The organism is Streptomyces sp. NRRL F-2580 (assembly GCF_000720115.1).
Taxonomy (GTDB): domain Bacteria; phylum Actinomycetota; class Actinomycetes; order Streptomycetales; family Streptomycetaceae; genus Streptomyces.
On record NZ_JOIR01000074.1, the window covers coordinates 1 to 21,623 of the forward strand.

Genomic DNA, 21,623 nt, shown 5'->3' on the forward strand with positions numbered 1-21,623 from the left:
CGCGACCTGTGGCTCGCGCGGGCGGCGAAACTCCTGGACGATGGGCTGCTCGACCAGGCCTGGGACATGCTCTCCCACGCCGTGCTCGACTGCGACGAGACCCGGTTCGTCTGTGCACGGTACGCCGTCCTGAAGAAGGACTGGCCACTCCTGCTGACGTTCGCCGAGGGGATCCGGGACTCCTTCCTGCGGGACGAGTCGCAGCTCTGCGTCGCGGCCAGTCTCATCGCCCAGGGCGTCTCCCACGAGGCGCTCAATGTGCTGAACCCGCTCCCGCTGGCGCTCGGCGACAACGCCGGCTTTCTTGGGGAGGTCGCCTATCTGCGCGGCCGCGCGTACGAGCAGCTCGGCCGAGCCGAGGAGGCGCTGCAGCAGTTCCAGAGGGCGTTCCGGTACAGCCCGGGCCTGGGGGATGTGGCCCAGCGCGCGAAGGTGATGACCCCGCCTGCCGCACGCGTGCCCGCCCAGGCCGCCGCGGCTGCGCGGGAACAGCGTGAGGGCCCCTCCGGCGGCACCTTGAGTGACGAGGAGCGTTCGGCGTTGCTGGACGAGGCGATGGCCGAACTGGACGGGATGGTCGGTCTGGCCCCGGTGAAACGCCAGGTGCGGAGCCTGTCGGCACAGCTGAGGATGGCGGCGGTGCGCAGGAGCCAGGGCCTTGCCGCGGCGCCGGCGCCTCAGCATCTGGTGTTCGCCGGGCCGCCCGGCACGGGCAAGACCACGGTCGCCCGCGTCGTCGGCAAGGTGTTCGCCGGGCTCGGCCTGCTGGAGCGGGGCCATGTCGTGGAGGCCCAGCGCGTCGACCTCGTGGGAGGGCACCTCGGAGAGACTGCGATCAAGACGTCCGAGGCCATCGACCGGGCGCTGGACGGCGTTCTCTTCATCGACGAGGCGTACGCGCTGTCCAACACCGGCTATTCGGGTGGTGATGCCTTCGGGAAGGAAGCGCTGCAGGTGCTCCTCAAGCGGGCCGAGGACGACAGGCACCGCCTGGTCGTGGTTCTGGCCGGCTATCCGAACGAGATCGCCGAGCTCCTGTCCACCAACCCGGGTCTCGCTTCCCGCTTCAGCACCCGGGTGGACTTCCCCGCCTACGCGAGCGATGAGCTGGTGCTGATCGCGGAGTCGTTCCTGGCAGCCCAGGGGGATTCACTCACCGAGGAGGCGGCGGCCGCGCTGCACACGTCATGCGACCTCGCCGTCACCGAGGGCCTGATCGACAGGCTAGGCAACGGCCGCTTCGCGCGCGAACTCGCCCGGAAGACCGCCGCGGCGCGGGACTTGCGCGTCTTCGACCGGCACGGCAGCACAGGAGTCCCGTCGCAGGACGAGGTCACGACACTGCACGTGTGTGACGTGACGGACGCGTACCAGGAGCTCACCGGAAGCATTCAGCCCCGGCCCTCGGCCGCTCCCGAGATCTGAGCCGCAGAGCACGCGTGAGAACGGGCGCTTGGTCCTAGCCCCGGCAGCATGGTGCAGCTGGTCCTGCCACGCCGTCGGCGTGGCAGGACCAGCTGCCCGAGGACCTGGGGATGCCACCGAGGAAGCGCTGCGGTTCTTCTAGCCGCTGGCCCCCAGCCGGGCCCTCACCACTTCTCCGCGAGTCCGTCGAGGGGGGCATGTCCGGTTTTCAGCACAGGTGTTAGAAGAGTCCTGCGCGAGCGCTGCCTGGGCTTCCTCTTCGGCTTCCCTGATGAAGGACCAGATGACCTACCGCGGCTTCCTCGCCGAGCTGCTGATGGCCGAGTGCGACGACCGGTCCCGGCGCCGTTCTGAGCGGCGGATCAAGGCGGCTGGCTTCCCCCGGGACAAGTCGTTGCGGACCTTCGACTTCGACGCGAACCCGAAACATCGACGCGGCCACCATCCACACGCTCGCCAGCTGCGAATGGATCAAGATGCCGATGGCACGCCCCGAAACCAACCGGGCCCCGCGGGCGGCGGCGCCCGCGGGCGGTGACCTCGATGCCGAGTCGGCCTCACCGTCCCCGGCGCATCGTTCCAGGGCTCTGGCCGCCCTGACCGTGCTGTCCGCGACAGAAGGACTGACCGGCACCATGCCCGGGAGGGAGCCCTATGCCCGGTCGGCTGTCTGGTTCCTTCCGGCGTTGCGGACGCTCTACCGCTGGACCTGCGTCGCCTCAGGCGGCTGGCGCGGCTTCACCCAGGGCAGAAGGCCACTCCCTTCCCCCCGCGCCCCGGATCCCTAGGGTGAGGGGGTGAGCACTCATGCGTCGAACGAGTCCCGCATCATCTCCCTGCGCCCGCAGGCCCCGTCGGGAGGTTCCGGCGGGGCGGCCGGCGCCCTGCGGCGACCCGCCGGAGGTTCACAGCCACGCGCGCCCAGGGAGCCCCTGTGGCGTGACCTCGTCGGCGACGTGCTGCGGCGCGAGCGGCTTGCCCAGGAGCGCACGCTGAAGGACGTCTCGGAGGCGGCCCGGATCTCGATGCCGTACCTGTCGGAGGTGGAGCGCGGACGCAAGGAGGCATCCTCCGAGGTACTCGCGGCCGCCGCCCAGGCCCTCGGGCTCGGCCTCGCCGACCTGCTCCGGCTCGCCGGTGACGAGCTGGCCCGGCACGCCCGGAGCCGGCTGGTCCAGGGCCGGCCGGTCCGGGGCCGCACGTCACCCACGTCGCCCACGTCGCCCGCGTCGCAGTACGACGGCCTCTGCCTCGCCGCCTGACTGGGCCGACGGCCGGAACGACGGGGCGCGCCCCCGCCGTACCGGCCGGTTCGCCGGCCCTCGGCCACGGCTGCGCGGGCTCAGACGAACGCGAACCGTCGGCTGAGCACCTCGTCGGCGAGCCCGTAGGACACGGCCTCCTCGGCAGTGAACACCTTCTCCCGGTCCATGTCCGCGCGCAGCGTCGCCACGTCGTGGTGCGTGTGCCGGGACAGGACCTCCTCCACCTGCGAGCGGATGCGAACCATCTCCTTGGCCGCGAGGCTGAGGTCGGAGACCGTCCCCTGCCGTCCGCCGCTGGCCGGCTGTCCGAGCAGCACCCGCGCGTACCGGAGCACGAACCGTCGCCCGGGATCTCCGCCCGCCAGCAGCACCGCCGCCGTCGACGCCGCCTGACCGACGCAGAAGGTGGAGATCGGCGCCTGCACGAACGTCATCGTGTCGTAGATCGCCATCAGCGAAGTGAACGATCCGCCGGGCGAGTTGAGATAGATCGAGATCTCCTGCTCCGGGCTCGCCGACTCCAGGTGAAGGAGCTGAGCGATTACCACGTTGGCGACCCCGTCGTCGATCTCGGTGCCGAGGAAGATGATCCGCTCGTTCAGCAGCCGGCTGAAGACGTCGTAGGACCGCTCGCCCTGCGCGGTCCGCTCGATCACGTAGGGAACCGTGTACGACCCCATGTCACAGCCCCGTCCGTCGGCGCGGCGTGGCCGGGCGGATGTCGGCGAGCGACTCCACCACCCGGTCCACCATCCCGTACTCCCTGGCCTGTTCGGCCGTGAACCAGCGGTCCCGGTCGCCGTCCCGCGCGATCGTCTCCTCGCTCTGCCCGGTGTGCTGGGCGGTGATCCGCTCGACGGCCTTCTTGGTGAACCGGAGGTTCTCCGCCTGGATCTCGATGTCCGCGGCGGTACCGCCGATGCCCGCCGAGGGCTGGTGCATCATGATCCGCGCGTTCGGCAGCGCGAACCGCTTGCCGGACGTCCCCACGGTGAGCAGGAACTGGCCCATGCTGGCGGCGAAGCCCATCGCCAGCGTCGAGACGTCGTTCGGGATGAGCCGCATCGTGTCGTAGATGGCGAGACCCGCGGTGACCGACCCGCCAGGGCTGTTGACGTACAGGCTGATGTCGGAGCGAGGGTCCTGCGCCGACAGCAGCAGCAGCTGCGCGCACACCCGGTTGGCCGACACCTCGTCGACCTGGGTGCCGAGTAGGACGATCCGCTGGTCGAGCAGCCTTGCCGCGAGGTGGTCGTCGAAGTGGCCGGGCGGTGTGTCGCTCTCCTCCGCGCGGGGCGCGAGCATGGTGAGGGGAGTCATCTCTTCTCCTTGTCGAGGCGGGATGCCGTCGACTCCACTCTTGACCTCGGGAACCCCCCGGACGCCGTTCCTCTGCCCCCGGCAGATCCGCCACGGGCGGACACGACGCCACGTCGACGCCAAGTACAGCCGCCTCCTCAGCGACCGCTCCATCACCGTCCGGTACATCTGGACCCGACCTGGTGGACGCCTGGGCCGCCCGCGACGAGGCCATGGTGGACAGTCGTACTCCGCCCGCCGCCAGCAGAGGGCCCGTTACTTCTCCCTCGCTCCTGAGCGCCTCGCGGTACTCCGCCGTTCGGCTTGTCAGTACCAGCGGCCATTGGGACGGCAGGAAGGCGCCAGTGCTCGGGGTCGCATCGGGAGAGGCAACTCATCGAGTCCGTCCAGTAGCGGCAAGATGCGTTTTCATTTCCCGGCGGCTCGCCGCTGAGGCCGAGGTGGAGAGCAGGGCAGGTCCGTGGTCTTGCACCAGCTGTTCCGTCATCCATGCCCGGAACGTCTGTCGACTCACGTCCCATGAGGCGAGAGGGAAGACGACCGGCACGCGTCCGCCGTCCGCCCGTACGCTCAGCTACTCGCCCTGGAGCCGCGTCAACAGCACGCTCTACCGGGCCCGGGTTCCCCGAGCACCACCAGACGGCGAGTGGTCACGCGGCGGAGGAGGACGTTGCCGATCTCGCCGTCCCCGCCGCATAGGACGAGGCGTGCGGTTGCGAGTGTGGGGGCTGCCGTTGGGCAGCCCCCACACTCATGCCCTGGGCGGTGTTAGCCGGCGGTGACGGGGGAGGGCCTGTCGGAGAGCACTGCCGTGTCCGTTCACGCTCATCGAGCCGATCCCGACGACGGACAGGAACTTGGTGGTGTACGACCCGTTCACCGTGACGGTCAGCTGGGTGCGGTCGGCGGACAGGCCGACGGTGCCGGTGCGGGAGAGGTAGGCGTACGCGGCAGCCTGGGCAGCTTCGGGGTCGACGCGTACCTGCTCGCCGGTGACGGCTGAGGCGGGGTCGATGGCCTGGCCGGCGGCGCGGGCTGCTTCCATCGCGACGGCGGCGGCGCGCTCGGTGGCGCGCAGTTTGCCGCCGCCGAGCAACTGACCGCCGCGGCCGCGGACGCGCCGTTGGCCGCGCTGCGCGCCGCCGGTGTGCTGGAGCGGATCGCCAAGCTCACCGCGAACGAGACGCACCGCTTGGACCGCGCGATCGTCGCCATCAGCGTCAACCCCGAACTGGGCACCGAAGTGCCCGGAACCCTGCTGCGCGACTACGCGGACGGGATCGACGGCGTACGGGTCATCTACTACGTGACCGCCCTGCGGACCATCACGATCGTGGCGTACATCGAAGCCTGAACACCGAACAGCAGCGCCCCGGGACGGACCGTGTTTCCGTTCGGGGCGCTGCTGCGTGCTGAACAGCCGTGCAGGCGCGCGCAGCTGTTCACCGGGAACTCACGGAGGGTGGCGAGGTCAAGGTGTACCTCGACCCGCAACGGCTGGCAGACGGGACGGAGGTCCGAAGGGCAACGGTCACATCCCCCACGCCCGCGGAGCCGGTCCCCGGCCGCTTCCGGATCTTGACGGGCTCAAGGTGATGTACCTCCCCCCGTACGGCGAACGCAGGCTGAGCCCCCTCATGGAGCAGCTCTGCCAGGAGCTGGAGGCGGAAAGAGAAGAGCGTAGAGCCCTGACCCCAAGGGAGCTGGAAGCGGCACGCAGCTTGCACCTTGCGTCCCAAGGGCGGCCGCGAACCCATCCGCCCGCGATGTAGACGGCCAATCGCCCGCCGCCGGGACCTGCCCGCCCTCCTCGACAGGCACGTCCCCCCGGCCCGGACCAGGCCGCCCGCCGCCTCGGCGTCCGACGGGTCGACTTCGACCAGGTGTCCGGCTCGGGTGGCTGGCCCCGGTCGGCTCGATGGACGTCGACTACAAGCGGCAGGGGACCAGTTGTCCGGCTGGTCCACCGACGCGGACGCCGACAAGCTGGCCGCCCTGGCGGCGGGAGAGTTCGGGGCGTCCGTCAGCCGGCTGACTGCGCCGGGCACGGCGCCGTTGGCGGTACTGGGGGAAGTGCGGGTGATCGAGCGGTTCCCGTCGGGACCCGGCGGCCTGCGCGTGACGCTGGCCTGGCCCGCCGGCCTGCGGGGCACCGCAGAGGGGACGGCGGGCTGGGTGGTCCGGCACGGGCTGCCGTACGCCGGCTCGGCGCAGGAGTGCGCGTGCCGCCGGTACGACTGCGAGGCCTGGTCCCAGTGTCCTGGTGCGCGGAGCACGGGGACACACCCGACCCGGTGATGGAGTGGCACCCCGGCGGCGGCACAACCGCCTCGGCCGCGCCCGGGCAGCCAGCCACCTGCTTAGCAGGGACCGTCGCCCGTGGCCCGCCTGCGGTCCGGCCCCCGCACCCCCGGGACCGGGCGGTACGCGTGCACGAAGCCGGACGGGGCGCCATCGTCAGGCGGCGCCCGGGCCTTCGAAGGGGTTGCCGGGACCGCTCCCGCCTGCGGCGCTGTTCTAACATCCTGTCCACGGTTCTGTGGACCGGGGCCTTCCCGATCCCCTTTCCACTGCGGCTCCTCGCCGCGCCTTTCCTCTTGGTACCGCTGCCCTCCGGAGACAGCGGTTTCCCGCCACTTGTCCACCGGCCACCACAGCTTCGTATAGGGCGCGGCGCGGTCCGTACGGACTCCCAGGGCCCTCCACTGTTCCGGCGTGTAGCTCTTGACCCGCGCGGACTTCTCCAACTCGCGCAGCAGGCCGAGTACCGCTACCGCCGAGGCCGACGACCCACCGTCGTCATGGCCAGCCATCGCATCGACCCGCTCGGGGACTTCCTCCGGGGCCGAAGGAAGTCCCCGTGCCCGCGTGCTGACCGCACTCGGCCGTGCCGACTGCCGCCCCGACTGAGGCCGACGGCGGCGCGTCCGGTCAGGGTCGGTAGCGCAACGGGTGGTCCTCCGGCACCTCCACGACCGCGATCCGCACCCCGTCCGGGTCCGCGATCCACATCTCGACCAGTCCCCACGGCTCCTTCACGGGTGCCCGCAGTACCCGTACCCCCGCCGCCACCAGCTCCTTGTGCGCGGCGCGGGCGTCGCCGACCTGCAGCCACAGCTGCAGACCGGGGGCGGGCGGCTCCTCGGAGCGTCCCGAGACCTCCAGGAACCCACCGCCGAGGAAGTAGACCGTGCCGCGCTCCGGCCCGGTCCCGAACTCGCGGTAGACGGCGAGGCCCAGCGCCTCGCCGTAGAAGGCACGGGAACGTTCCGGATCCGTGGGGCGCAGCAGGACCCTGCTGCCGAGTACGTGCACCATGCCCCGAATCTAAGTGGTCGGCTCCGGAAGTCGCGGGTTGACATGGGGCCAAGTGGTGGGTGCCGATTGTTGGACGTCCAGGGCGGTGTGGTGGAGGCTGTCTCGGCTGCCGCAGAAGGGGGGTCTGGGAGACCCAGGTTGATCGGGGCCTGGTTGGCCCGAAGGCTGGTGGCGAAGCTGTGGTCATGACCAACAGCAACAGTGATGTGACCGGCTTCCACGACCGTGTCGTCCTGATCACCGGCGGAACCAGCGGGATGGGCCTGGCCACCGCGCGTCTGCTCCTGGAAGCCGGCGCCCATATTGTCATCACCGGCCGCGACGATGCCCGCCTCGACCGCGCAGCAGAACAACTGGCCAAGGTCTCCGACCAGGGTGCCCGGCTGTTCACGGTCCGGGCCGACTCCGCTAGCCTCACCGATCTCGACCGCTTGGCTGCCCTGATCCGTGAACGCCACGGACGTCTGGACGGAGTGTTCGCCAATGCCGGGGTCGGAGTGTTCCAGCGCAGTGGCGAGGTCACCGAGCAGGACTTCGATCTCAGCGTCGACGTCAACTTCAAGGGAGTGTTCTTCACGGTCCAGAAGGTTCTGCCGCTGCTCGACGCGGCAGGTGGCGGTTCCATCGTGATCAACGCCTCGTGGACACTGCACCGGGGCCTGGCCGTCGCACCCGTGTACGCGGCTACCAAGGCCGCCGTTCACAATCTGGCTCGCACGCTGGGCAGCGATCTCGCCGAGCGGGGTATCCGGGTCAACTCGATCAGCCCGGGCTACATCGTCACCGAGATGTTCGAGGCCGCCAACCCGGACCCTGCCTCGCACGATGCCATCCGCTCCCAGGTGCCGCTGCGGCGGCTCGGCCAGGCCGAGGACATCGCCGAGACCGTCGCCTTCCTCCTCTCCCCGCGGTCCTCGTACATCACCGCCCAGGACATCGCCGTCGACGGGGGCCTGGTGAACGCGATCCCCGCCTCCTGACAGCGGGTGGTGGCTGCCTGGCCCCGGCAGGGCCAGGCAGCCACCCGCCATGCCCGGCGACAATCGTCGTATGAGCACAGCGATCAACATGGGCGAGTTCCTCCGAACCCGCCGCGCCCTCCTGCACCTCGAAGACGTCGCCCTGCCGGACTTCGGGGGCCGGCGCCGGGTCGCGGGCCTGCGCCGCGAGGAGATCGCACAGCTCGCCGGAGTGAGCGTCGACTACTACACCCGGATGGAACAGGGCCGCGTGCCCAACCCCTCGGGCGCGGTACTCGACGCCCTCGCCCGCGCACTTCGGCTGGACGGGGATGCCACACGGCACCTGCACCGCCTCGCCCGACCGCAGCCCTCCGCCCGGCACGTTCCCCAGCGCCAGGCCCGGCCGCAATGCGTGCGCCCCATGCTCCAGCGATTGCTGGACGATCTGGTGGACATGCCGGCGATGGTGATGGGCCGACGCATGGACATACTGGCCTGGAACACAGCAGCGGCCGCCCTCTTCGGCGACTACGCGCCCCTGCACCGAGCCGAGCGCAACATCGCTCGAATCACCTTCCTCGACGAGACGTCCCGGGAACTGTATGCCGACTGGATCTCCTGCGCCCGCGAGAACGTGGCCTACCTCCACATGGACGCAGGACGGCACCCCGAGGACTCCCGGTTGGCGAGCCTGATCGGCGAACTGTCGATGAAGAGCGAGGACTTCCGTCGCTGGTGGGCCGAGCACCCAGTGCAGGAAAAGACCTCGGGAACCAAGCGATTCCACCATCCGGTGGTCGGCGACCTGGAACTGTCCTACGAGACCCTGCGCGCAACGGACGACCCCGATCAGGCCTTGATCACATATGCCGCCGAGCCGGGCAGCCCCTCGCACGACGCCCTGCGGATGCTGCTGGCCTGGGCCACCGAGGCCCCTTCCCCCATGCCGGACGACGACCGCACGCGCTGACCTTCGGGGCAGTCCCGGCCTCACCGCCGACGACCCGCACCTGCAAATGAGACTGCTTCTACCGCCAGGCGGCGCCGCGTACGGCGGTCACTGTCCGTCGGTGATGTAGTAGTCGTCCTTGAGGTACTCCAGGGTGTAACTGCCGAGGTCGCTCTCGGTGAAGGTGGCGGAGGACCTGACCGCTTCGAGGGGCATCTCGATCTTGTCGAGGGTGCGTACGGCGACGCGCTGCGGATCGACCGTCGCGGTTTGCAGGGCCTTCTTCTGCTCGGGGGAGATCATCTGGAACACGATGACGTACGTAGACGTGCACGGACCGAATCCCTGGTCCTGTGCCTTCTTCGCGCCCGGCCCGGCCACTTCGCAGACCGTGTCGATGTCCTCACGCCCAAGGCCGTGGAGGTACTGCTCGTACCGTTGGATCGCCCGCTCCTTCGTCATGGGTGCGGGCCGGTTGCCGGTAGGGGCCGCCTCGGTGCTGGCGGACGCGGACGGCGCGACCGACGGCCCTATCGCCGACATCGACGCGGACGGCTGCGAAGGCTTCGCGCCGGCGTCCTCCTTCGCTTTCTCCGGACCGCACGCGCACGCCACCAGCACCACGCAGGCCGATACCGCCGCGCTTACCATCGTCCGCGTTTTCATCAGGTCCCCTCCACCAGCCGACTACGCCATCAAGAGTTCACGCAGGATCCGGGGGAAAGGTTCCCGAGCCGATCCAGGAGCCGTGACCGGTGCCGCGTTCGCTTTCGTACCGCCGATGTCCGGGAGTCGACCGCCACCAGAGGCACGACGACTGACGGACAGGCACCGGACCGCTCGGCGCGTGCCGAACCGGTCCCGGCGCCGCCTCCTTGCCCGGTGCAGGAAGGAGCCGTCCCGCGCACGGCGGGGAATCGGCCCAGGCCTCAGGCCCGCCGGCCTTGTCTCCGCAACGCGACACGCTCTTGGAATGGCCGCATCAGGAGGGGGAGTTCTTCCGAGGCAGGACCGGCGTAGGCCGCCTACCGCGGAGCAGCTCGGTCCTGCGGTGAAGCGCGCGTGACTCAGGCGCTCATGCGGCCGGTCCGTTGCCGATTGGGTGTTGGTTCAGCCATTTCTGGGCGGCCTTGAGGCTGTCGGCGGTGCCGGCCACCTCGTACGGCCCTGCGGTCGGGAGCCCGCCGGGCGGGCTGAGTCTCGCCGGACGCCTTGCGGGCCGCGGGTGCGGGACGGGCCGGCGCGGGAGCACGGCCGGCTTCGGGAACGGCGCCGGCCGGAGGCGCGGCCGCAGGGTCGGGCGTGGGGGAGAGGGGCAGCGCCGCCCCCGTGTCCGGTCGTGCGGGCCGGGGGTCGACGGGGTGCTTGTGGTCTTCACCGCCGGTTGAGGCCACTGGTGGAGCGCGGACTCTCAGCGCCGAGGGAGAGTTCCTGTCGGTGACCTGGCACACCTCCGCCTGCCCGCACCACATGGCCGATCTCGTCCTCGCCGAGGACGACTGAGTGAGCGCACCTGATGGTCGTCCGGGACTGGGCCGATGCCACCCTGCGGCACGTCGTTCAGTACTGGAGACTTCCGGCAGCAGGACGACCCGCGGAAGTCCCGGCCATCCCCGCAGTCGACGAGGTCTCTACAAGGGGGGCATGCAGGCCACCTTCGATGGCGGCCGTTCGAGGAAGGTCGCCACCTGGACCTCAAGAAGGCGCCGAAGAGCAAGGGCGACAACCGGAAGCTGGTCCTTCACCGTCGACGGCGGCACAAGGAGAGCCAGACCTTCGAGGTCGCCGCGCAGCCGCCGAACGGGTTCGGTGGCCCGCCCGATTCCCGACCCGCCGCTGGCCGTCATCACCGATGTCCTCAAGTCCGAGGCCGGCAACGGAACCGGCTACGGCACCGTGCACAGTTGCCCGTGCTTCTGATGGACCGCTGCCCTTTGCCGGTGTTGCCGGCTGTCAGTTGAAGATGTCCAGGAGGTCCATCCAGGAGCCTGAGTCGTCGGCGGAGCGGCTGGGCCCATCGGGAGGGGATCCGGGTAGGTCTCCACCGCGGCCCTGGCGCGGACGATGTCGGGCCTCCTCCTCGGCCGCTACGATGCGACCGGCCGCCTCCGCCCGTCGGCCGCACCGTACCGCTGCGCCCCGACGCGGCCCGTCAGCTTTCCGAGCACCTCACTCCAGCCGGCCCCGCCCATCCATGGACCGGTGTGACGTTCTCCTCGGGCTGGGGCACACGCGACGTCCTCGACACCACGCTCGTCCAGCCGGAGCTCGTCGCGGAGATCAGCGCCGACGCTTCCGTCGACCGGGGCGCCGTCTACCGTCATCCGATCCGCTACGTGCGCTTGTGCTTGGACGCGACCACTGACGACGTGCCCCGGTTCAGCGGAGCCCCGTCGTCGCAGGGATGACCGTATTCGGCCGAGCCCCGGAACGCGCTCGTGCTGTCGGGGCGCGGCCCCCGTCGCGGCCCTGGTGGCCAGGGCCGCACCGAACGTACCCCGCCTCCGAGCGAGCTGGCGCCCCATCCCTGAGGTCCGCGTTCTGTTCCCCGCTCGTGAGCAACCCGTCGGCTGCGGCAAGGTGCCGGTGAGGAGGGTGGTCCGCGAAGCCAATCGTCTACCCGCCCGACGAGCAGGGGTGGCGGCGGCTGCGCTACGACGGCGTCGTTATCGGGGTTGTGCACCGTCGTCCGAGATCAGTGTCGTCCTCGCCGCCGGGCTGGAGAACGCCGAGGATGCAGATTTCACCGACCCCGACTTCGTGGCATGGGGAGGCGCCGGCCCCGAGGCGTGGGACCCTTTCCCCTTGAAGCGCTCTCCGCACCGGCGGAAGTGCTGCTCCGTCCGCAGGCTAAGCGGCGGTTCAAAAAATTGTCAGCCACCGGACCGCCGTCATGAACGGCTCGGACCCAGGTACTCACCCGTGCCAGTCCGAGTTGCGCAGGCATTCGGTGGTCAGGCTCACGGTCAGCCCGTTGAAGGCCGGCGCCTCGGTCGGACGTTCATGGCTAGCGGAGACGGTGGCTGTGCCCGAGCCGGGCATAGTCAGGTCTACGGTGACCTGGTCGTTCACTGGTCCGATGCCGTCGGGGCCGGGCCCTTTCCACCCTTTCCGCTCCATCTCCCTGACGACCTCTCGCGCGAGCTCTGTCGGCGAGCGCTTGTCCGACGGGGACGCGTAGAGAGTGATCGAAGCGGACCCGATGACCTCGCTCTCGTCCAGGGAGTCGCCGATGAAATCCCTGGGGTGACACGCGTGGTGACCCCCGCCGGACTCTTCCGGTTCGATGTGGGGGTCAACGGCCTTCACCGCCTCCAGGGCCGCCGGGTACATCGCATCCCATGCCTGCCTGTCCGAGTGCGGGGAAGGACCAACGCGGTCGGCGCAAGCTGTTGCGGTGACCACGACGGCGAGCAATGCGGCGGCGCGCAGCGCCCAGGTGAGAGGCAGGGAGCACAACATGTCTCTACACCACTCCACTGCGGCAGCCGTGTCATGAGTACTGGTACTCAAGGCTGCCCGCTCCTCCGTCGGGTGATCTTGCTACGGCGCTGGGCACGAGGCTGGCAGGCCTCTCGCACCAAGTTCACATGTCTCATCCAGCCCGGTCCGTGCAGGCAAGCAAACGCGGGCACGCACGGTCCAGAGCAGTCCCAGGTGCGTTGTTCTGGTGGGACTGAACCGGCACTCCGGCAACGGAGCGCCGGGGCCGCGCCGTGTGCGCGGGCCCGACGGCCCACGCCATTGAGCGGTCCGGCGAGTGACTCCGCAGAGAGTTGCACGGGCCGGTCACGCCGCTGACGTGCGGGTTGACCGATAGCGGGGAGCAGATCGGTCACGCTGGTGACCGGTGACCGGCGTGACCGGTCACGCGGTTGGGCAAGCCCAAGGCTTACCTGGGCAAGCCCTCTTTCAGGGTGGCTTGCCCAGGTGCGCGTAGCCGGGTTCAGGACCGCTGGGTGGTGAGCGCGGGCGGGTCGGTGTGGTGGCGCAGCCGGGGCCCCAGGGGGTGGGTGTCCGGCGAGGGCATCGAGCAGGATCGCGGCGACCTGCCGGTCCACGGTGCGGGTCCGCCTCGCCTCGTCGATCACGAAGGGCATCTGCCACGCCCAGAGCTCACGTGCGGCCGCATTCAGGCGCCGGCTGACCAGACCCATCGCGGTGATGGCCGGCTTGCCCGTCAGGTGCGGTGACACGTACTCCGCGATGACCTGGCCCCGAAGGCCGGGCGGGCCGGGCTCCGCGAGGCTGCGGCTGACCGAGGGCCGGTGACCGGTCGGCGGGGAAGTTGCATGGATCGGTCACGGCGCTGACGTGCGGGTTGACCGATTGACCGAGGAAATCGGTCACGCCTGTCCCGGTGACCGATCTGCCAGCGGGCAAGCCGAAGGCTTGGCTGGGCAAGCCACCCCCGGACGGCGGCTTGCCCGCCCCGGCCGGGGTGGGCTGAGGTGGGAGGACGCGGTGCGCGGTTTCGAGACGGGCCAGGCGGTCGTACGGCGTGACGTGCACCGGTCGGCCCGGGTATGGAGCGAGCAGGCACTGCGGGTCGTCTCCGACACCGGCGCGGCGCTGGTGACCGCCTGCGCGCCCGGAGCGCAGGCCCGCTGGCCCGCCCTGTACGCGCAGGCCCGCACCGAGGGGGACCCTTCGGTGCGCACCGAGGCGTTCGACGCGATGGCGGCCGGCCGGTGGGACCTCGAGGACGCCGATGGCAGGAGACCGAGCTGCTGCTTTGGAAGCCGCCGGCGGCCTGGTTCAGCATCAACGCCTTCTTCGTGCCCGACGGGACGGGCGCCGGCTGCGGAACTGGTACGTCAACTTCGAGCACCCCACCCGCCGCACCGAGGACGGGTTCGACACCTTCGACCTCACCCCGGATCTACTCATCGAGCCCGGCCTCACCCGGTGGCAGTGGAAGGAGGAAGACGAGTACGCGCACGTGCGGCGGCTCGGGACCGTCTCTGACATCGAGCACCAGGCCGTGGACGCCGCCCGCGCCCAGATCCTCGCGATGCTCGCCGAGCGCTCCGACGTGTTCGCCAATGCCGAGCGGTGGGCGCTCTGGAGGAGGTGGGAGCCGGCCTGTCCCACGCCGTGCCTTCCCGGCCTCGCGGCGGCGGCCGGGAGGGTTGCACCGGAAGGGGGCTGGAGGGTTGCACGTAGAGGTGCACTAGGAGGTGCACCGCAGGTGTGACCGGGAGTGGGAGCCCGGCAAATCGGACACCCCTTGTTGTGCCTGGTCAGCTCCGGTGGGCAAGCCTCCCTTCGGCTAAGACACCTCTTTCTCCGCGATAGCCGGGGAAAGAGGACCTGCCCAACGACGGGGCGCCGCAGCGGCGAAGAGCGCGCTCACCCTGGAGCCTGATCCGGCAGTCCCACTGGCCGTATCCGCCAGGCGTTGCATGCCTGGCCGGGGGAGGCTGTCGTTGCCCGGCCCGAAGCGGCGGTGAAGGAGGCCAGCCCCGAGTGGTCCTCACCCCGCCCTTCGAGCCGATGCTCGTCCAGACCGCCGAGTACGTCCCCGGCTCCGGCGTCCTGGCGAGCGGGTTCGCGGCGGAGCAGAAGTTACCCAGACCCTCGCCCTGGTCGACGGCATCCCGCCCGTCGCGGGCAGACCCGGCCGGCCCCGCCGTCGGCGCGAGGCCCTGCTCGGCGACAAGGGCTACGACTCCAACCCCAACCGCGAAGAGCTGCGCGCAGGAACAAGCCGCTCAGGGCCTGCTGTTCCTCCATTTGGCCAACCTTGCGAGGTATACGTCCTCGTCGACGACCTGGGTACTGTGCTGGATCAAATCCTGCGGGGTCGGGGGAATTTTGGAGGCCACCGTATATCTGTTGCTCTTTTCGGCAAAGACGTGCACGCCGATGACCCTGCTGTCATCCTGGGACACGATGGCGGCACCCGAGTCCCCGTCCAAACCGGTACCGCCCTCAATTCGTAGGCACGGACCGAGGCTCGTGAATCCCAGTTGGTCGTTTCCCCGAAACACCCAGTGGTCGGTGTCCACCACCTTCCCGTGCTGCACTGTGCCCGTTTTCTTGCCGAGCCATCTCACAGGTTCGCCGTCTTTGGGGCTCCGAGTCTCCAGTGGAGCAAGTGGATCAGCGCCGTCGTGGATCCCCGGGATCGCCGCGGTGGTCGCCCCCGCCACCGGAGCCATCCACGCAAAGTCATAGAGCATGTCCTCGAGGCGGACGCCATATTCCAGCACGTTCGAGTATGTGAAGTATCGCGACTTTCCCGAAACGGGTCCGATGATATGCACTTCATCGCGCCGCTTTCCATGCCACGAGGGCTGGAAGACCGGCGCCCCGACCGAATCCACCACATGGCCGGCCGTGATGGCCGCCAACGTTCCGTCCCACAAGACGGTCGCCCCCAGGGTCCCGTAGGCCATGACGTCGGCGGCTTGGATCTGATATCCACCCGGACACGGCTTCTTGTGCTGGTCGAGCGCCATGTTTATCGATGTCCCCTTCCCATGAGGACACGGCTTCGCCGGAGGTTCCCCCACCCGCTCACGGTTGCGGGTCCGCCGGTGCCGGCTCGATCGAGGAGAGGGTCGGACGCTTGCGCCCTCCGCCGCCGCGGACCTGCTCCCCGGCCGGATCGTCCTCGGCCGGATCCGCCCTGACCGACTGGTCCGGCTCCGGCTCCGGGAGGTCGTCGACATTGAAGGGGCCGGAGACCAGGGCGGGCTGGGTCCCGGAGACGATCGAGGACAGCACGGCCCCCTTGGGGGTGAAGATGGTCACCACATCCACCAGCTGCCAGACGAGCACCATCTCCGGGTGGTCGTTGCCCTCGTTGTCATACTCGTTCGAAACGAACGAGGTGGTCTGGGTCGATACGGTGAGCTGCTGAGTGGTGGTCGACGAGCTGCTCAGAGCGGCTGATACCGACGCGCTGATGGGGCCCCAGCCGGCGCTCGCACTGGCGCTGACCGATTTGGTGACGCTGCTTTCGTCGGACGAACTATCCTGCATGCCCGAAATTACCGTGTAGCTGACCGTCTTCTTCTGCCCGGGCGCGATGCTGTAGGACTCCGGCTGGCGTTGCCAGAACTGTTCGCGCGTCACCGTGTTACCGATCGGGAGCATGCCGGTGCCCACGAGCACTCTAGGCCCGTCGGGAGGTACGACGATCGACGGGTTGGGCATCGGAATCCCACCGATGTCGTTCGGGTCCAGTAGGTCCCCGCCCGAGATGGTGCTCAGCTGCCTGTTGCGGTCGGCCATTTCGATGACGGCGGCGAACGCGCCGGAGGACGAGACGCGGGCGAGCCAGTAGTTGCCGGGCCACGAGCTGACCACCAGCTGGCCGCCGCCGGGAGCCAACCGGGTGCCTGGGTATCCCGCCTCCCAGAACTTCGTCCGCTTGTTGAAACCAGAGTGGTCGCCCTGTTCGTCGACCCAGAAGACGTCGAGATGAACGGAGGTGTCGTTGGTGATGACCAATATCCCCTCGTTACCCCGGGAGGTGGACCGCAGGGTTCCGGCGAGGGCTTTCCGGTATGTCTCGTTCAGCTGCATGGCCTGTCCCCTACTCCGAACTCAGGTAGTACGCATACGGATCGCCATCGAAGACGGCCGAGATCGGGCAGGCGTGCGCGGTCGGCGGGAGGCGCAGCTCCGCGCTCAGATCGACGGAGTACCACAAGCGCCCGGTCCATTGCAGAGAGATCAGATGGTCGCTCCGGTCCAGGTAGAACAGGAATTGCTTGACGTCGTCGGCGGACAGGACCGCCGCCAACGCGCCGGCGGGCGCGGCGGTCGGGGCGCCGGCTTCGCCGTTGGCGAGTTCACCCGGAGTGCTGTAGGACCATCCGCTCCCGGACCAGGCCAACGCGGCGACGTTGCCGGCCCAGTCCTGGTAATACACGCGGGGCTGCGAGGTTCTGGTGAGCGCGACGACCATCGGGTCGCCGTCAAGGGTGTACTTGGCGCCCGCAGCCTGTGTCAGGTTCGCCCAGGACCACCACTTGCGACCCGTCGGGTACTGGTTGGTCGGCGCATCGACGTTGTGGGCGAGCTGGATGGGACTGTTGTTGACGTCCAGGTAGTAGATCCGCCGGATGTCCGAGGCGAATCCGACGGCCGCGAGCGGGCTGACAGGAGACATCGGAAGCGGACCACTGATCCATGTGCTGAGGTTGGTCACCAAGGGTTCTTTGTTGTGCGTCCAGGACACTTCCAAGAGCTGGTTGCGCGTATTCATGTAATAGATGAGCACCCTGCGGACATCGTCGGTGACCGTCGCCGCCAACGGACTGGCCGCCGAAGCCTTCGGCGGCTTGTTATAGGTGCGCACGGTCCAGGTATTCCCGTTCTTGTGCCATAGCCGCACCAGACGGTTCGCCGCGTCGAAGTAATGGACCGTGACGCCGCCCTGCACCGTGGCTGCCAGCGGACTCCCGACGCCGGCGATCGGCGCACCGACATCGGCGGTGAAGTTCCGCCACCGCACGTCCTTGCCGTCGACCGCCAGCTCGATGATGCTGCCGTAGGTGTCCGCGTAGTAGATGCGCTGGGAGTCCTTCCCCACTGTCACCGACGCCGTGCCGTTGAGAGGAGAGGCGAACGGTGCGACAGGCCTGGGCGGCCCGGGGGCACCCGGCGATTCCGTTGAGTCCTCGGCGGAATTCGCGGGCGCCGGCAGAGAGAAATTGAGATCCCTGTACACCCATTTGCCGCCGCGCAAGGTCACCTCGATCACCGTGACCATCTTCTCGTTCCCGCCGAGCGCTCCTACTCCCATGATCCCGGTCCGTTCCTGTTGGTCCGCCGAGCCCCCTCTCGACGCTCCGCCTCCCCGAACCGCCCCGCCATACCCGTTAGGCCGTACGGGTGATGCCTGATGCTGAATTGCGGGGGTCGGTGGTCAGGACCGTCCAAAGTCGCCAGGCGTTTTCGGTGTCCAGGGCGGTGAGGCCCTTGCTGCTTTCGTGGATCCCGAGGTCGTTGAAAGCGTCTGCCAGACGGTCGATGGCCAGGTCCAGGGCAGGTGGGGCGGGCGATGAGGTCGGCTAGGCGCCGGGCGTCCGCGGCGCGGGCCATCGTTCCTGGCCGTGGCCGCCGCCGGATCCTGGCGGATTTAGAAGTCCCTCTTGGTCGAGATGGCCGATCAGCTGACCGCCACGGCCGCGGACGCGCCGCTGGCCGCGCTGCGTGCCGCCGGGGTGCTGGAGCGGGTCGCCGCCCGGGTGGTCCGGGAGACCGCCGGCGCGCTGTGCGACGCCGGCATGTCCGCCGAGACGGTCGCCACCGGGCTCGGGACCACCCGCTCCAAGGCCCTGGTCCTCCTCCTGGCCGCGCAGGACAGGTGACCGCAGCCGGCCGGCATCGCCCCACGCGTACGCCGTTACCCCGCGCCTCCGTCGTCCTCGCCGGGCCGGGGGCCCGCTTACTGGGGGTCTTCACGAGACCGTGGCGCGCGTGTACTTGGTCTGGGGAGTTACTGACCTTGAAGTTGTCTTGTCGTAGGGGCTGACGGTTGGTGGTTGTCGCGGTATGCCGGGTGTATGAGGTATCCGCAGAGTGGGGGTCTGACCGCGGAGAGGCAAGCATTCCGCGAGCGGGTCCGGATGGAAGCGGTCGCGATGTTCACCGAAGGGCGGGGCAGTTCGGATGTCGCGAAGGAGTTACGGGTCAGCGTCCGGTCGGTCCAGCGGTGGCGGCAAGCCTGGCTCGAAGCCGGCCAGGACGGGGTCCGTTCTCAGGGCCCGGCCTCCCGTCCGAAGCTGAGCGACGCGTTGTTCGCCGTGCTCGAGGAGGAGTTGGCGAAGGGTCCGGTCGCGCATGGCTGGTCTGATCCGGCCCGCCGGGCCGTCGAGCGCGACGAGACAGCCGTCGCCGGCTGGGTGAAGGACGTGTGGTCGCACGTGGAACCACCGCGGCGGCGCTCGGGGCCTGGATCGTCTTCGAGGACGAAGCCGGATTCTCGATGACGCCGCCGTCCTCCCGCACCTGGGCCAGACGCGGCAGCACACCGGTCATCCGGGTCCGCGGACGCTCCCAGCGCCGCTTCTCCATCGCGGCCCTGTGCTGCTACAAGCCCGGCGAACGCTCCCGCCTCGTCTACCGGCCCAAACGACATACCGACCACAAGAGCGGCGGCCGCAAGAGCTTTGCCTGGACCGAGTACCGCGACCTCCTCATCGCCGCCCACAAGCAGCTCGGCGGCCCGATCGTCCTCGTATGGGACAACCTCAACGTCCACAAGGATCGCCGCATGCGGGCCTTCATCGACGCGCACGACTGGATCACCGTCTACCACCTCCCGCCCTACGCACCCGACCTCAACCCAGTGGAAGGAATCTGGTCCATCCTCCGCCGGACCAGCCAGGCGAACACCGCCTTCACCGATCCCGACCACCTCATGCACCAGCTCAGACACGGCCTCCGCCAAATCCAATACCGCAGCGACATCATCGACGGATGCCTCACCGGAACGGGGCTCACACTGACGACACCACGACTACAAACTCAGTAGTCGGCGTCCCGGAGCTGAGTGAGGCGTTGGGCGGCGACGGTCGGTCCGTAGACGTCGATGAGGCGGGCGACGGCGCTGATGGCGTAGGTGGCGATCCACTGGTTGTCATCGAGGTGGTGCGGGGGACGCCTCCGTCGTCGGCGAGGGCGATGACGGTGTCCGCTACGGGTCTGTGCATGGTGACGTGCTGGAGCCAGGACCGTCCGGCGGGTCCGAGGACGGCCGGGCGGTTGAGGGAGAAGTTGGGGCGGGCGAGGACGGCGTCGTGGAGCAGTCCGCAGAGCTGCTGGCGCGCGTAGGCCTGGGTGGTTGGGCAGGCGTTGCTGTCGACCGTGGCGGAGGCGATGGCCTCGGCGTCGTGGGTGAGGTGGGCCAGCATCAGGTCCAGGGCGGCGTTCTCACCGGCGACCTGCTGTGTACTGATCATGCCGGTACAACGATGCGACTCCTGCGCGGGGGGCGCTCACGTTGCGGGTGGCGCCGACGCACTGCTTTGACGCGCGGGCGCCTGAGGGCGCTCCCGCCCCGGGTGGGGCGGGAGCCGGCCCGCGGCGGTCAGGTGACGTCGAGGCCACATCCGGTGCATACCAGGACCTCGGTGGGGCCGGTGCCGATCCACTCGCCGGGGGCGGTGTCGGAGACCGGGCAGGTGGCGGGGGTCTGGGCCCACTTGCGGCCGGGGACGATGAGGACCTGGCGGCCAGGAGCGTTGAGGCTGCCGCCGTGGGTCTCGGTGGGGATCGACAGGTCCCAGATGTGGCCGTCGATCGCGGCGGGTGTGGTCTGGACGGGCTCGAGTCTCGAGTACACCTTCACCGGAGCCGCGCACCTGCCCTGCGCCGCCCCGCCGGGCGGGGCGGCGCAGGGCCCCTTGATGTCACGGTTCGAGGTCGACGACCCCCTTGCCTCCCAGGATGTCCAGCGGCACGGAGACTTGGTCGTGCGTGATCAGCCATTCGCCGTCGATCTTCCGGAAGCAGAAGGTGACCCGGACCCACATGCCGCCCGCCGCCGTCCCGTCGGGCAGCGTGCCGCTGAGGCGGCCGAAGCCGTGTGTGAACGCCACGTCTTCGCCCACCGTGGGCATCAGGTCGCGCACCTCGTAGGTCACCTCCTGGAAGAAGGTGAACACGTTCGCCCAGTTCTTGAGTTTCGCGTCAATCCCCACGTGCTGGAGCGGCGGATCGATGTCGAAGGACACGACGTCCGTCGAGTAGAGCCGCCTCAGGCCCTCGAAATCCTTGGCCTGGATCGCGTCGATGATCCCGTCGATGTGGCGGCGGATCGCGGCTTCGTCCGTCTCGCGCTGTGTGGGGGTGGCTGTCCGTCCTTCCGTGCTCTGGGCGACGACGTGATCCAGCAGTGTGTCGAGGGCGCTGACGTGGTGGGCGCCCGCCTTGAGTGTCGCGTGGTCCTCGAAGTCGGTGTGCAGGGACAGCGAGACCTGCGGGGTCACTGCACCCATCTGGAGGAGCTCACACAGTGCCCGCAGCTGCCGGGCCGCATGGGCGCCGCCGCCAGCGCCGTAGGAGACGAACCCAACGGCCTTGTGGGTCCACTCCGCGTACAGGTAGTCGATCGCGTTCTTGAGCACGCCGGGGATGGAGGCGTTGTACTCGGGGGTGACCATGACGAATCCGTCGAAGCGGGCGATGGTGTCAGCCCATGTCCGGGTGTGCCCGTGCTGGTACCGCCCAGCGAGCGCGGGCAGCGGCTCGTCCAGATGCGGCAGCGGGTGGTCGAGCAGGTCGATCACCTCGAATGCGGCGTCGCCGCGGCGGGCCGCCCGCTCGTGGATCCACCGGGCGACCTGGTCGCCCTTGCGGCCGGGGCGGGTGCTGCCGATGAGTATTCCGATCCTGGTCATCGCTGTCTCCTGATGTGTCCCA

General features: G+C 69.4%; 21 protein-coding genes and 2 pseudogenes. 11 read left to right on the forward strand and 12 right to left on the reverse strand.

The annotated features are described in order from the left end of the window. From IF88_RS0138840 to IF88_RS0138850, 3 genes and pseudogenes are all read left to right on the forward strand, one after another. On the forward strand, positions 1 to 1,425 hold a 1,425-nt coding region (locus tag IF88_RS0138840), incomplete at its 5' end, for an AAA family ATPase (protein ID WP_037808714.1). 274 nt (positions 1,426 to 1,699) lie between these two features. After that, positions 1,700 to 1,901, forward strand: a pseudogene (locus tag IF88_RS0138845) (ATP-binding protein); the annotation flags it as partial. Positions 1,902 to 2,222: 321 nt separating this feature from the next. Next, positions 2,223 to 2,687 (forward strand): helix-turn-helix domain-containing protein, encoded by a 465-nt coding sequence (locus tag IF88_RS0138850; protein WP_030723970.1) that lies wholly within the window; start codon positions 2,223 to 2,225, stop codon positions 2,685 to 2,687. Between the two features lie 80 nt (positions 2,688 to 2,767). Here the strand turns inward: IF88_RS0138850 and IF88_RS0138855 are convergent, their stop codons facing one another. The 3 genes from IF88_RS0138855 to IF88_RS0138865 all read right to left on the reverse strand — a co-directional run bounded on the left by IF88_RS0138855 (position 2,768) and on the right by IF88_RS0138865 (position 5,055). Next, the gene (locus IF88_RS0138855; RefSeq protein ID WP_030723973.1) at positions 2,768 to 3,370 is read right to left on the reverse strand and encodes a ClpP family protease; all 603 of its coding nucleotides are present in this window, start codon (positions 3,368 to 3,370) and stop codon (positions 2,768 to 2,770) included. 1 nt (position 3,371) lies between these two features. Next, a complete protein-coding gene (locus IF88_RS0138860) occupies positions 3,372 to 4,010 on the reverse strand; it encodes a ClpP family protease (RefSeq protein WP_030723981.1) in 639 nt (212 codons plus the stop codon). 751 nt (positions 4,011 to 4,761) lie between these two features. Then, positions 4,762 to 5,055: a hypothetical protein gene (locus IF88_RS0138865; RefSeq protein WP_234323868.1), complete on the reverse strand. Its 294-nt coding sequence runs from the start codon at positions 5,053 to 5,055 to the stop codon at positions 4,762 to 4,764. 78 nt (positions 5,056 to 5,133) lie between these two features. Here IF88_RS0138865 and IF88_RS0138870 point away from each other — a divergent pair, with 78 nt between their 5' ends. Together IF88_RS0138870 and IF88_RS0138875 are read left to right on the forward strand one after the other, a co-directional pair. Further along, positions 5,134 to 5,364, forward strand: a complete 231-nt coding sequence (locus IF88_RS0138870; protein WP_030723987.1) for a hypothetical protein — start codon at positions 5,134 to 5,136, stop codon at positions 5,362 to 5,364. Between the two features lie 596 nt (positions 5,365 to 5,960). Beyond that, positions 5,961 to 6,308: a hypothetical protein gene (locus tag IF88_RS0138875; protein WP_030723990.1), complete on the forward strand. Its 348-nt coding sequence runs from the start codon at positions 5,961 to 5,963 to the stop codon at positions 6,306 to 6,308. A 633-nt stretch (positions 6,309 to 6,941) separates the two neighbouring features. Here the strand turns inward: IF88_RS0138875 and IF88_RS0138880 are convergent. Next, complete coding sequence (locus IF88_RS0138880) at positions 6,942 to 7,328, reverse strand: VOC family protein (RefSeq protein ID WP_030723993.1); 387 nt, start codon at positions 7,326 to 7,328, stop codon at positions 6,942 to 6,944. 185 nt (positions 7,329 to 7,513) lie between these two features. Between IF88_RS0138880 and IF88_RS0138885 the strand changes: the two genes are divergently transcribed. Together IF88_RS0138885 and IF88_RS0138890 are read left to right on the forward strand one after the other, a co-directional pair. Continuing rightward, positions 7,514 to 8,308 carry an SDR family NAD(P)-dependent oxidoreductase gene (locus IF88_RS0138885; RefSeq protein WP_051838331.1) on the forward strand — a complete coding sequence of 265 codons (795 nt, stop codon included), beginning with the start codon at positions 7,514 to 7,516 and terminating at the stop codon, positions 8,306 to 8,308. A gap of 70 nt (positions 8,309 to 8,378) precedes the next feature. Next, entirely contained in the window at positions 8,379 to 9,260 is an 882-nt protein-coding gene (locus IF88_RS0138890) for a helix-turn-helix transcriptional regulator (protein ID WP_107050741.1), read from the forward strand. A gap of 87 nt (positions 9,261 to 9,347) precedes the next feature. On the opposite strand, the gene IF88_RS0138895 is transcribed toward IF88_RS0138890, so the two are convergent. Continuing rightward, on the reverse strand, positions 9,348 to 9,890 hold the full coding sequence (locus tag IF88_RS0138895; protein WP_051838326.1) for a hypothetical protein: 543 nt from the start codon (positions 9,888 to 9,890) through the stop codon (positions 9,348 to 9,350). 1,553 nt (positions 9,891 to 11,443) lie between these two features. Here IF88_RS0138895 and IF88_RS42715 point away from each other — a divergent pair. After that, positions 11,444 to 11,647, forward strand: a complete 204-nt coding sequence (locus tag IF88_RS42715) for a hypothetical protein (RefSeq protein WP_030724006.1) — start codon at positions 11,444 to 11,446, stop codon at positions 11,645 to 11,647. A 508-nt stretch (positions 11,648 to 12,155) separates the two neighbouring features. On the opposite strand, the gene IF88_RS0138915 is transcribed toward IF88_RS42715, so the two are convergent. After that, entirely contained in the window at positions 12,156 to 12,752 is a 597-nt protein-coding gene (locus tag IF88_RS0138915) for a hypothetical protein (RefSeq protein ID WP_158754885.1), read from the reverse strand. 1,198 nt (positions 12,753 to 13,950) lie between these two features. Here IF88_RS0138915 and IF88_RS42725 point away from each other — a divergent pair. Beyond that, a complete protein-coding gene (locus tag IF88_RS42725; RefSeq protein WP_234323867.1) occupies positions 13,951 to 14,436 on the forward strand; it encodes a DUF402 domain-containing protein in 486 nt (161 codons plus the stop codon). Between the two features lie 517 nt (positions 14,437 to 14,953). On the opposite strand, the gene IF88_RS0138930 is transcribed toward IF88_RS42725, so the two are convergent. The 3 genes from IF88_RS0138930 to IF88_RS0138940 are packed head-to-tail and all read right to left on the reverse strand — an operon-like array spanning position 14,954 to position 17,958. Further along, positions 14,954 to 15,703 (reverse strand): hypothetical protein, encoded by a 750-nt coding sequence (locus IF88_RS0138930; protein ID WP_030724014.1) that lies wholly within the window; start codon positions 15,701 to 15,703, stop codon positions 14,954 to 14,956. Between the two features lie 58 nt (positions 15,704 to 15,761). Further along, positions 15,762 to 16,775 carry a hypothetical protein gene (locus IF88_RS0138935; protein ID WP_158754887.1) on the reverse strand — a complete coding sequence of 338 codons (1,014 nt, stop codon included), beginning with the start codon at positions 16,773 to 16,775 and terminating at the stop codon, positions 15,762 to 15,764. A gap of 10 nt (positions 16,776 to 16,785) precedes the next feature. Then, complete coding sequence (locus IF88_RS0138940) at positions 16,786 to 17,958, reverse strand: hypothetical protein (RefSeq protein WP_158754889.1); 1,173 nt, start codon at positions 17,956 to 17,958, stop codon at positions 16,786 to 16,788. Positions 17,959 to 18,358: 400 nt separating this feature from the next. Between IF88_RS0138940 and IF88_RS0138945 the strand changes: the two genes are divergently transcribed. Both IF88_RS0138945 and IF88_RS49790 read left to right on the forward strand, forming a co-directional pair. Then, entirely contained in the window at positions 18,359 to 18,568 is a 210-nt protein-coding gene (locus IF88_RS0138945) for a hypothetical protein (protein ID WP_158754891.1), read from the forward strand. Positions 18,569 to 18,763: 195 nt separating this feature from the next. Then, positions 18,764 to 19,734: pseudogene (locus IF88_RS49790) on the forward strand (IS630 family transposase). Here IF88_RS49790 and IF88_RS47075 read toward each other — a convergent pair. The 3 genes from IF88_RS47075 to IF88_RS49490 form a co-directional block, all read right to left on the reverse strand. After that, positions 19,700 to 20,161, reverse strand: a complete 462-nt coding sequence (locus tag IF88_RS47075; RefSeq protein ID WP_158754895.1) for a hypothetical protein — start codon at positions 20,159 to 20,161, stop codon at positions 19,700 to 19,702. The pseudogene IF88_RS49790 and the gene IF88_RS47075 sit on opposite strands and share 35 nt — an antisense overlap. A gap of 128 nt (positions 20,162 to 20,289) precedes the next feature. After that, entirely contained in the window at positions 20,290 to 20,550 is a 261-nt protein-coding gene (locus IF88_RS0138955) for a hypothetical protein (protein WP_030724029.1), read from the reverse strand. Positions 20,551 to 20,611: 61 nt separating this feature from the next. After that, positions 20,612 to 21,601, reverse strand: a complete 990-nt coding sequence (locus IF88_RS49490; RefSeq protein ID WP_030724031.1) for an NAD(P)H-dependent oxidoreductase — start codon at positions 21,599 to 21,601, stop codon at positions 20,612 to 20,614. Positions 21,602 to 21,623 lie beyond the last annotated feature (22 nt).

Bases quoted from the DNA above. Each gene is read 5' to 3' on its own strand.
- IF88_RS0138855 (WP_030723973.1), bottom strand. From the start codon at position 3,370: ATGGGGTCGTACACGGTTCCCTACGTGATCGAGCGGACCGCGCAGGGC.
- IF88_RS0138860 (WP_030723981.1), bottom strand. From the start codon at position 4,010: ATGACTCCCCTCACCATGCTCGCGCCCCGCGCGGAGGAGAGCGACACA.
- IF88_RS0138865 (WP_234323868.1), bottom strand. From the start codon at position 5,055: ATGGAAGCAGCCCGCGCCGCCGGCCAGGCCATCGACCCCGCCTCAGCC.
- IF88_RS0138880 (WP_030723993.1), bottom strand. From the start codon at position 7,328: ATGGTGCACGTACTCGGCAGCAGGGTCCTGCTGCGCCCCACGGATCCG.
- IF88_RS0138885 (WP_051838331.1), top strand. From the start codon at position 7,514: ATGACCAACAGCAACAGTGATGTGACCGGCTTCCACGACCGTGTCGTC.
- IF88_RS0138890 (WP_107050741.1), top strand. From the start codon at position 8,379: ATGAGCACAGCGATCAACATGGGCGAGTTCCTCCGAACCCGCCGCGCC.
- IF88_RS0138895 (WP_051838326.1), bottom strand. From the start codon at position 9,890: ATGGTAAGCGCGGCGGTATCGGCCTGCGTGGTGCTGGTGGCGTGCGCG.
- IF88_RS42725 (WP_234323867.1), top strand. From the start codon at position 13,951: ATGGCAGGAGACCGAGCTGCTGCTTTGGAAGCCGCCGGCGGCCTGGTT.
- IF88_RS0138930 (WP_030724014.1), bottom strand. From the start codon at position 15,703: ATGGCGCTCGACCAGCACAAGAAGCCGTGTCCGGGTGGATATCAGATC.
- IF88_RS0138935 (WP_158754887.1), bottom strand. From the start codon at position 16,775: ATGCAGCTGAACGAGACATACCGGAAAGCCCTCGCCGGAACCCTGCGG.
- IF88_RS0138945 (WP_158754891.1), top strand. From the start codon at position 18,359: ATGGCCGATCAGCTGACCGCCACGGCCGCGGACGCGCCGCTGGCCGCG.
- IF88_RS47075 (WP_158754895.1), bottom strand. From the start codon at position 20,161: ATGATCAGTACACAGCAGGTCGCCGGTGAGAACGCCGCCCTGGACCTG.
- IF88_RS49490 (WP_030724031.1), bottom strand. From the start codon at position 21,601: ATGACCAGGATCGGAATACTCATCGGCAGCACCCGCCCCGGCCGCAAG.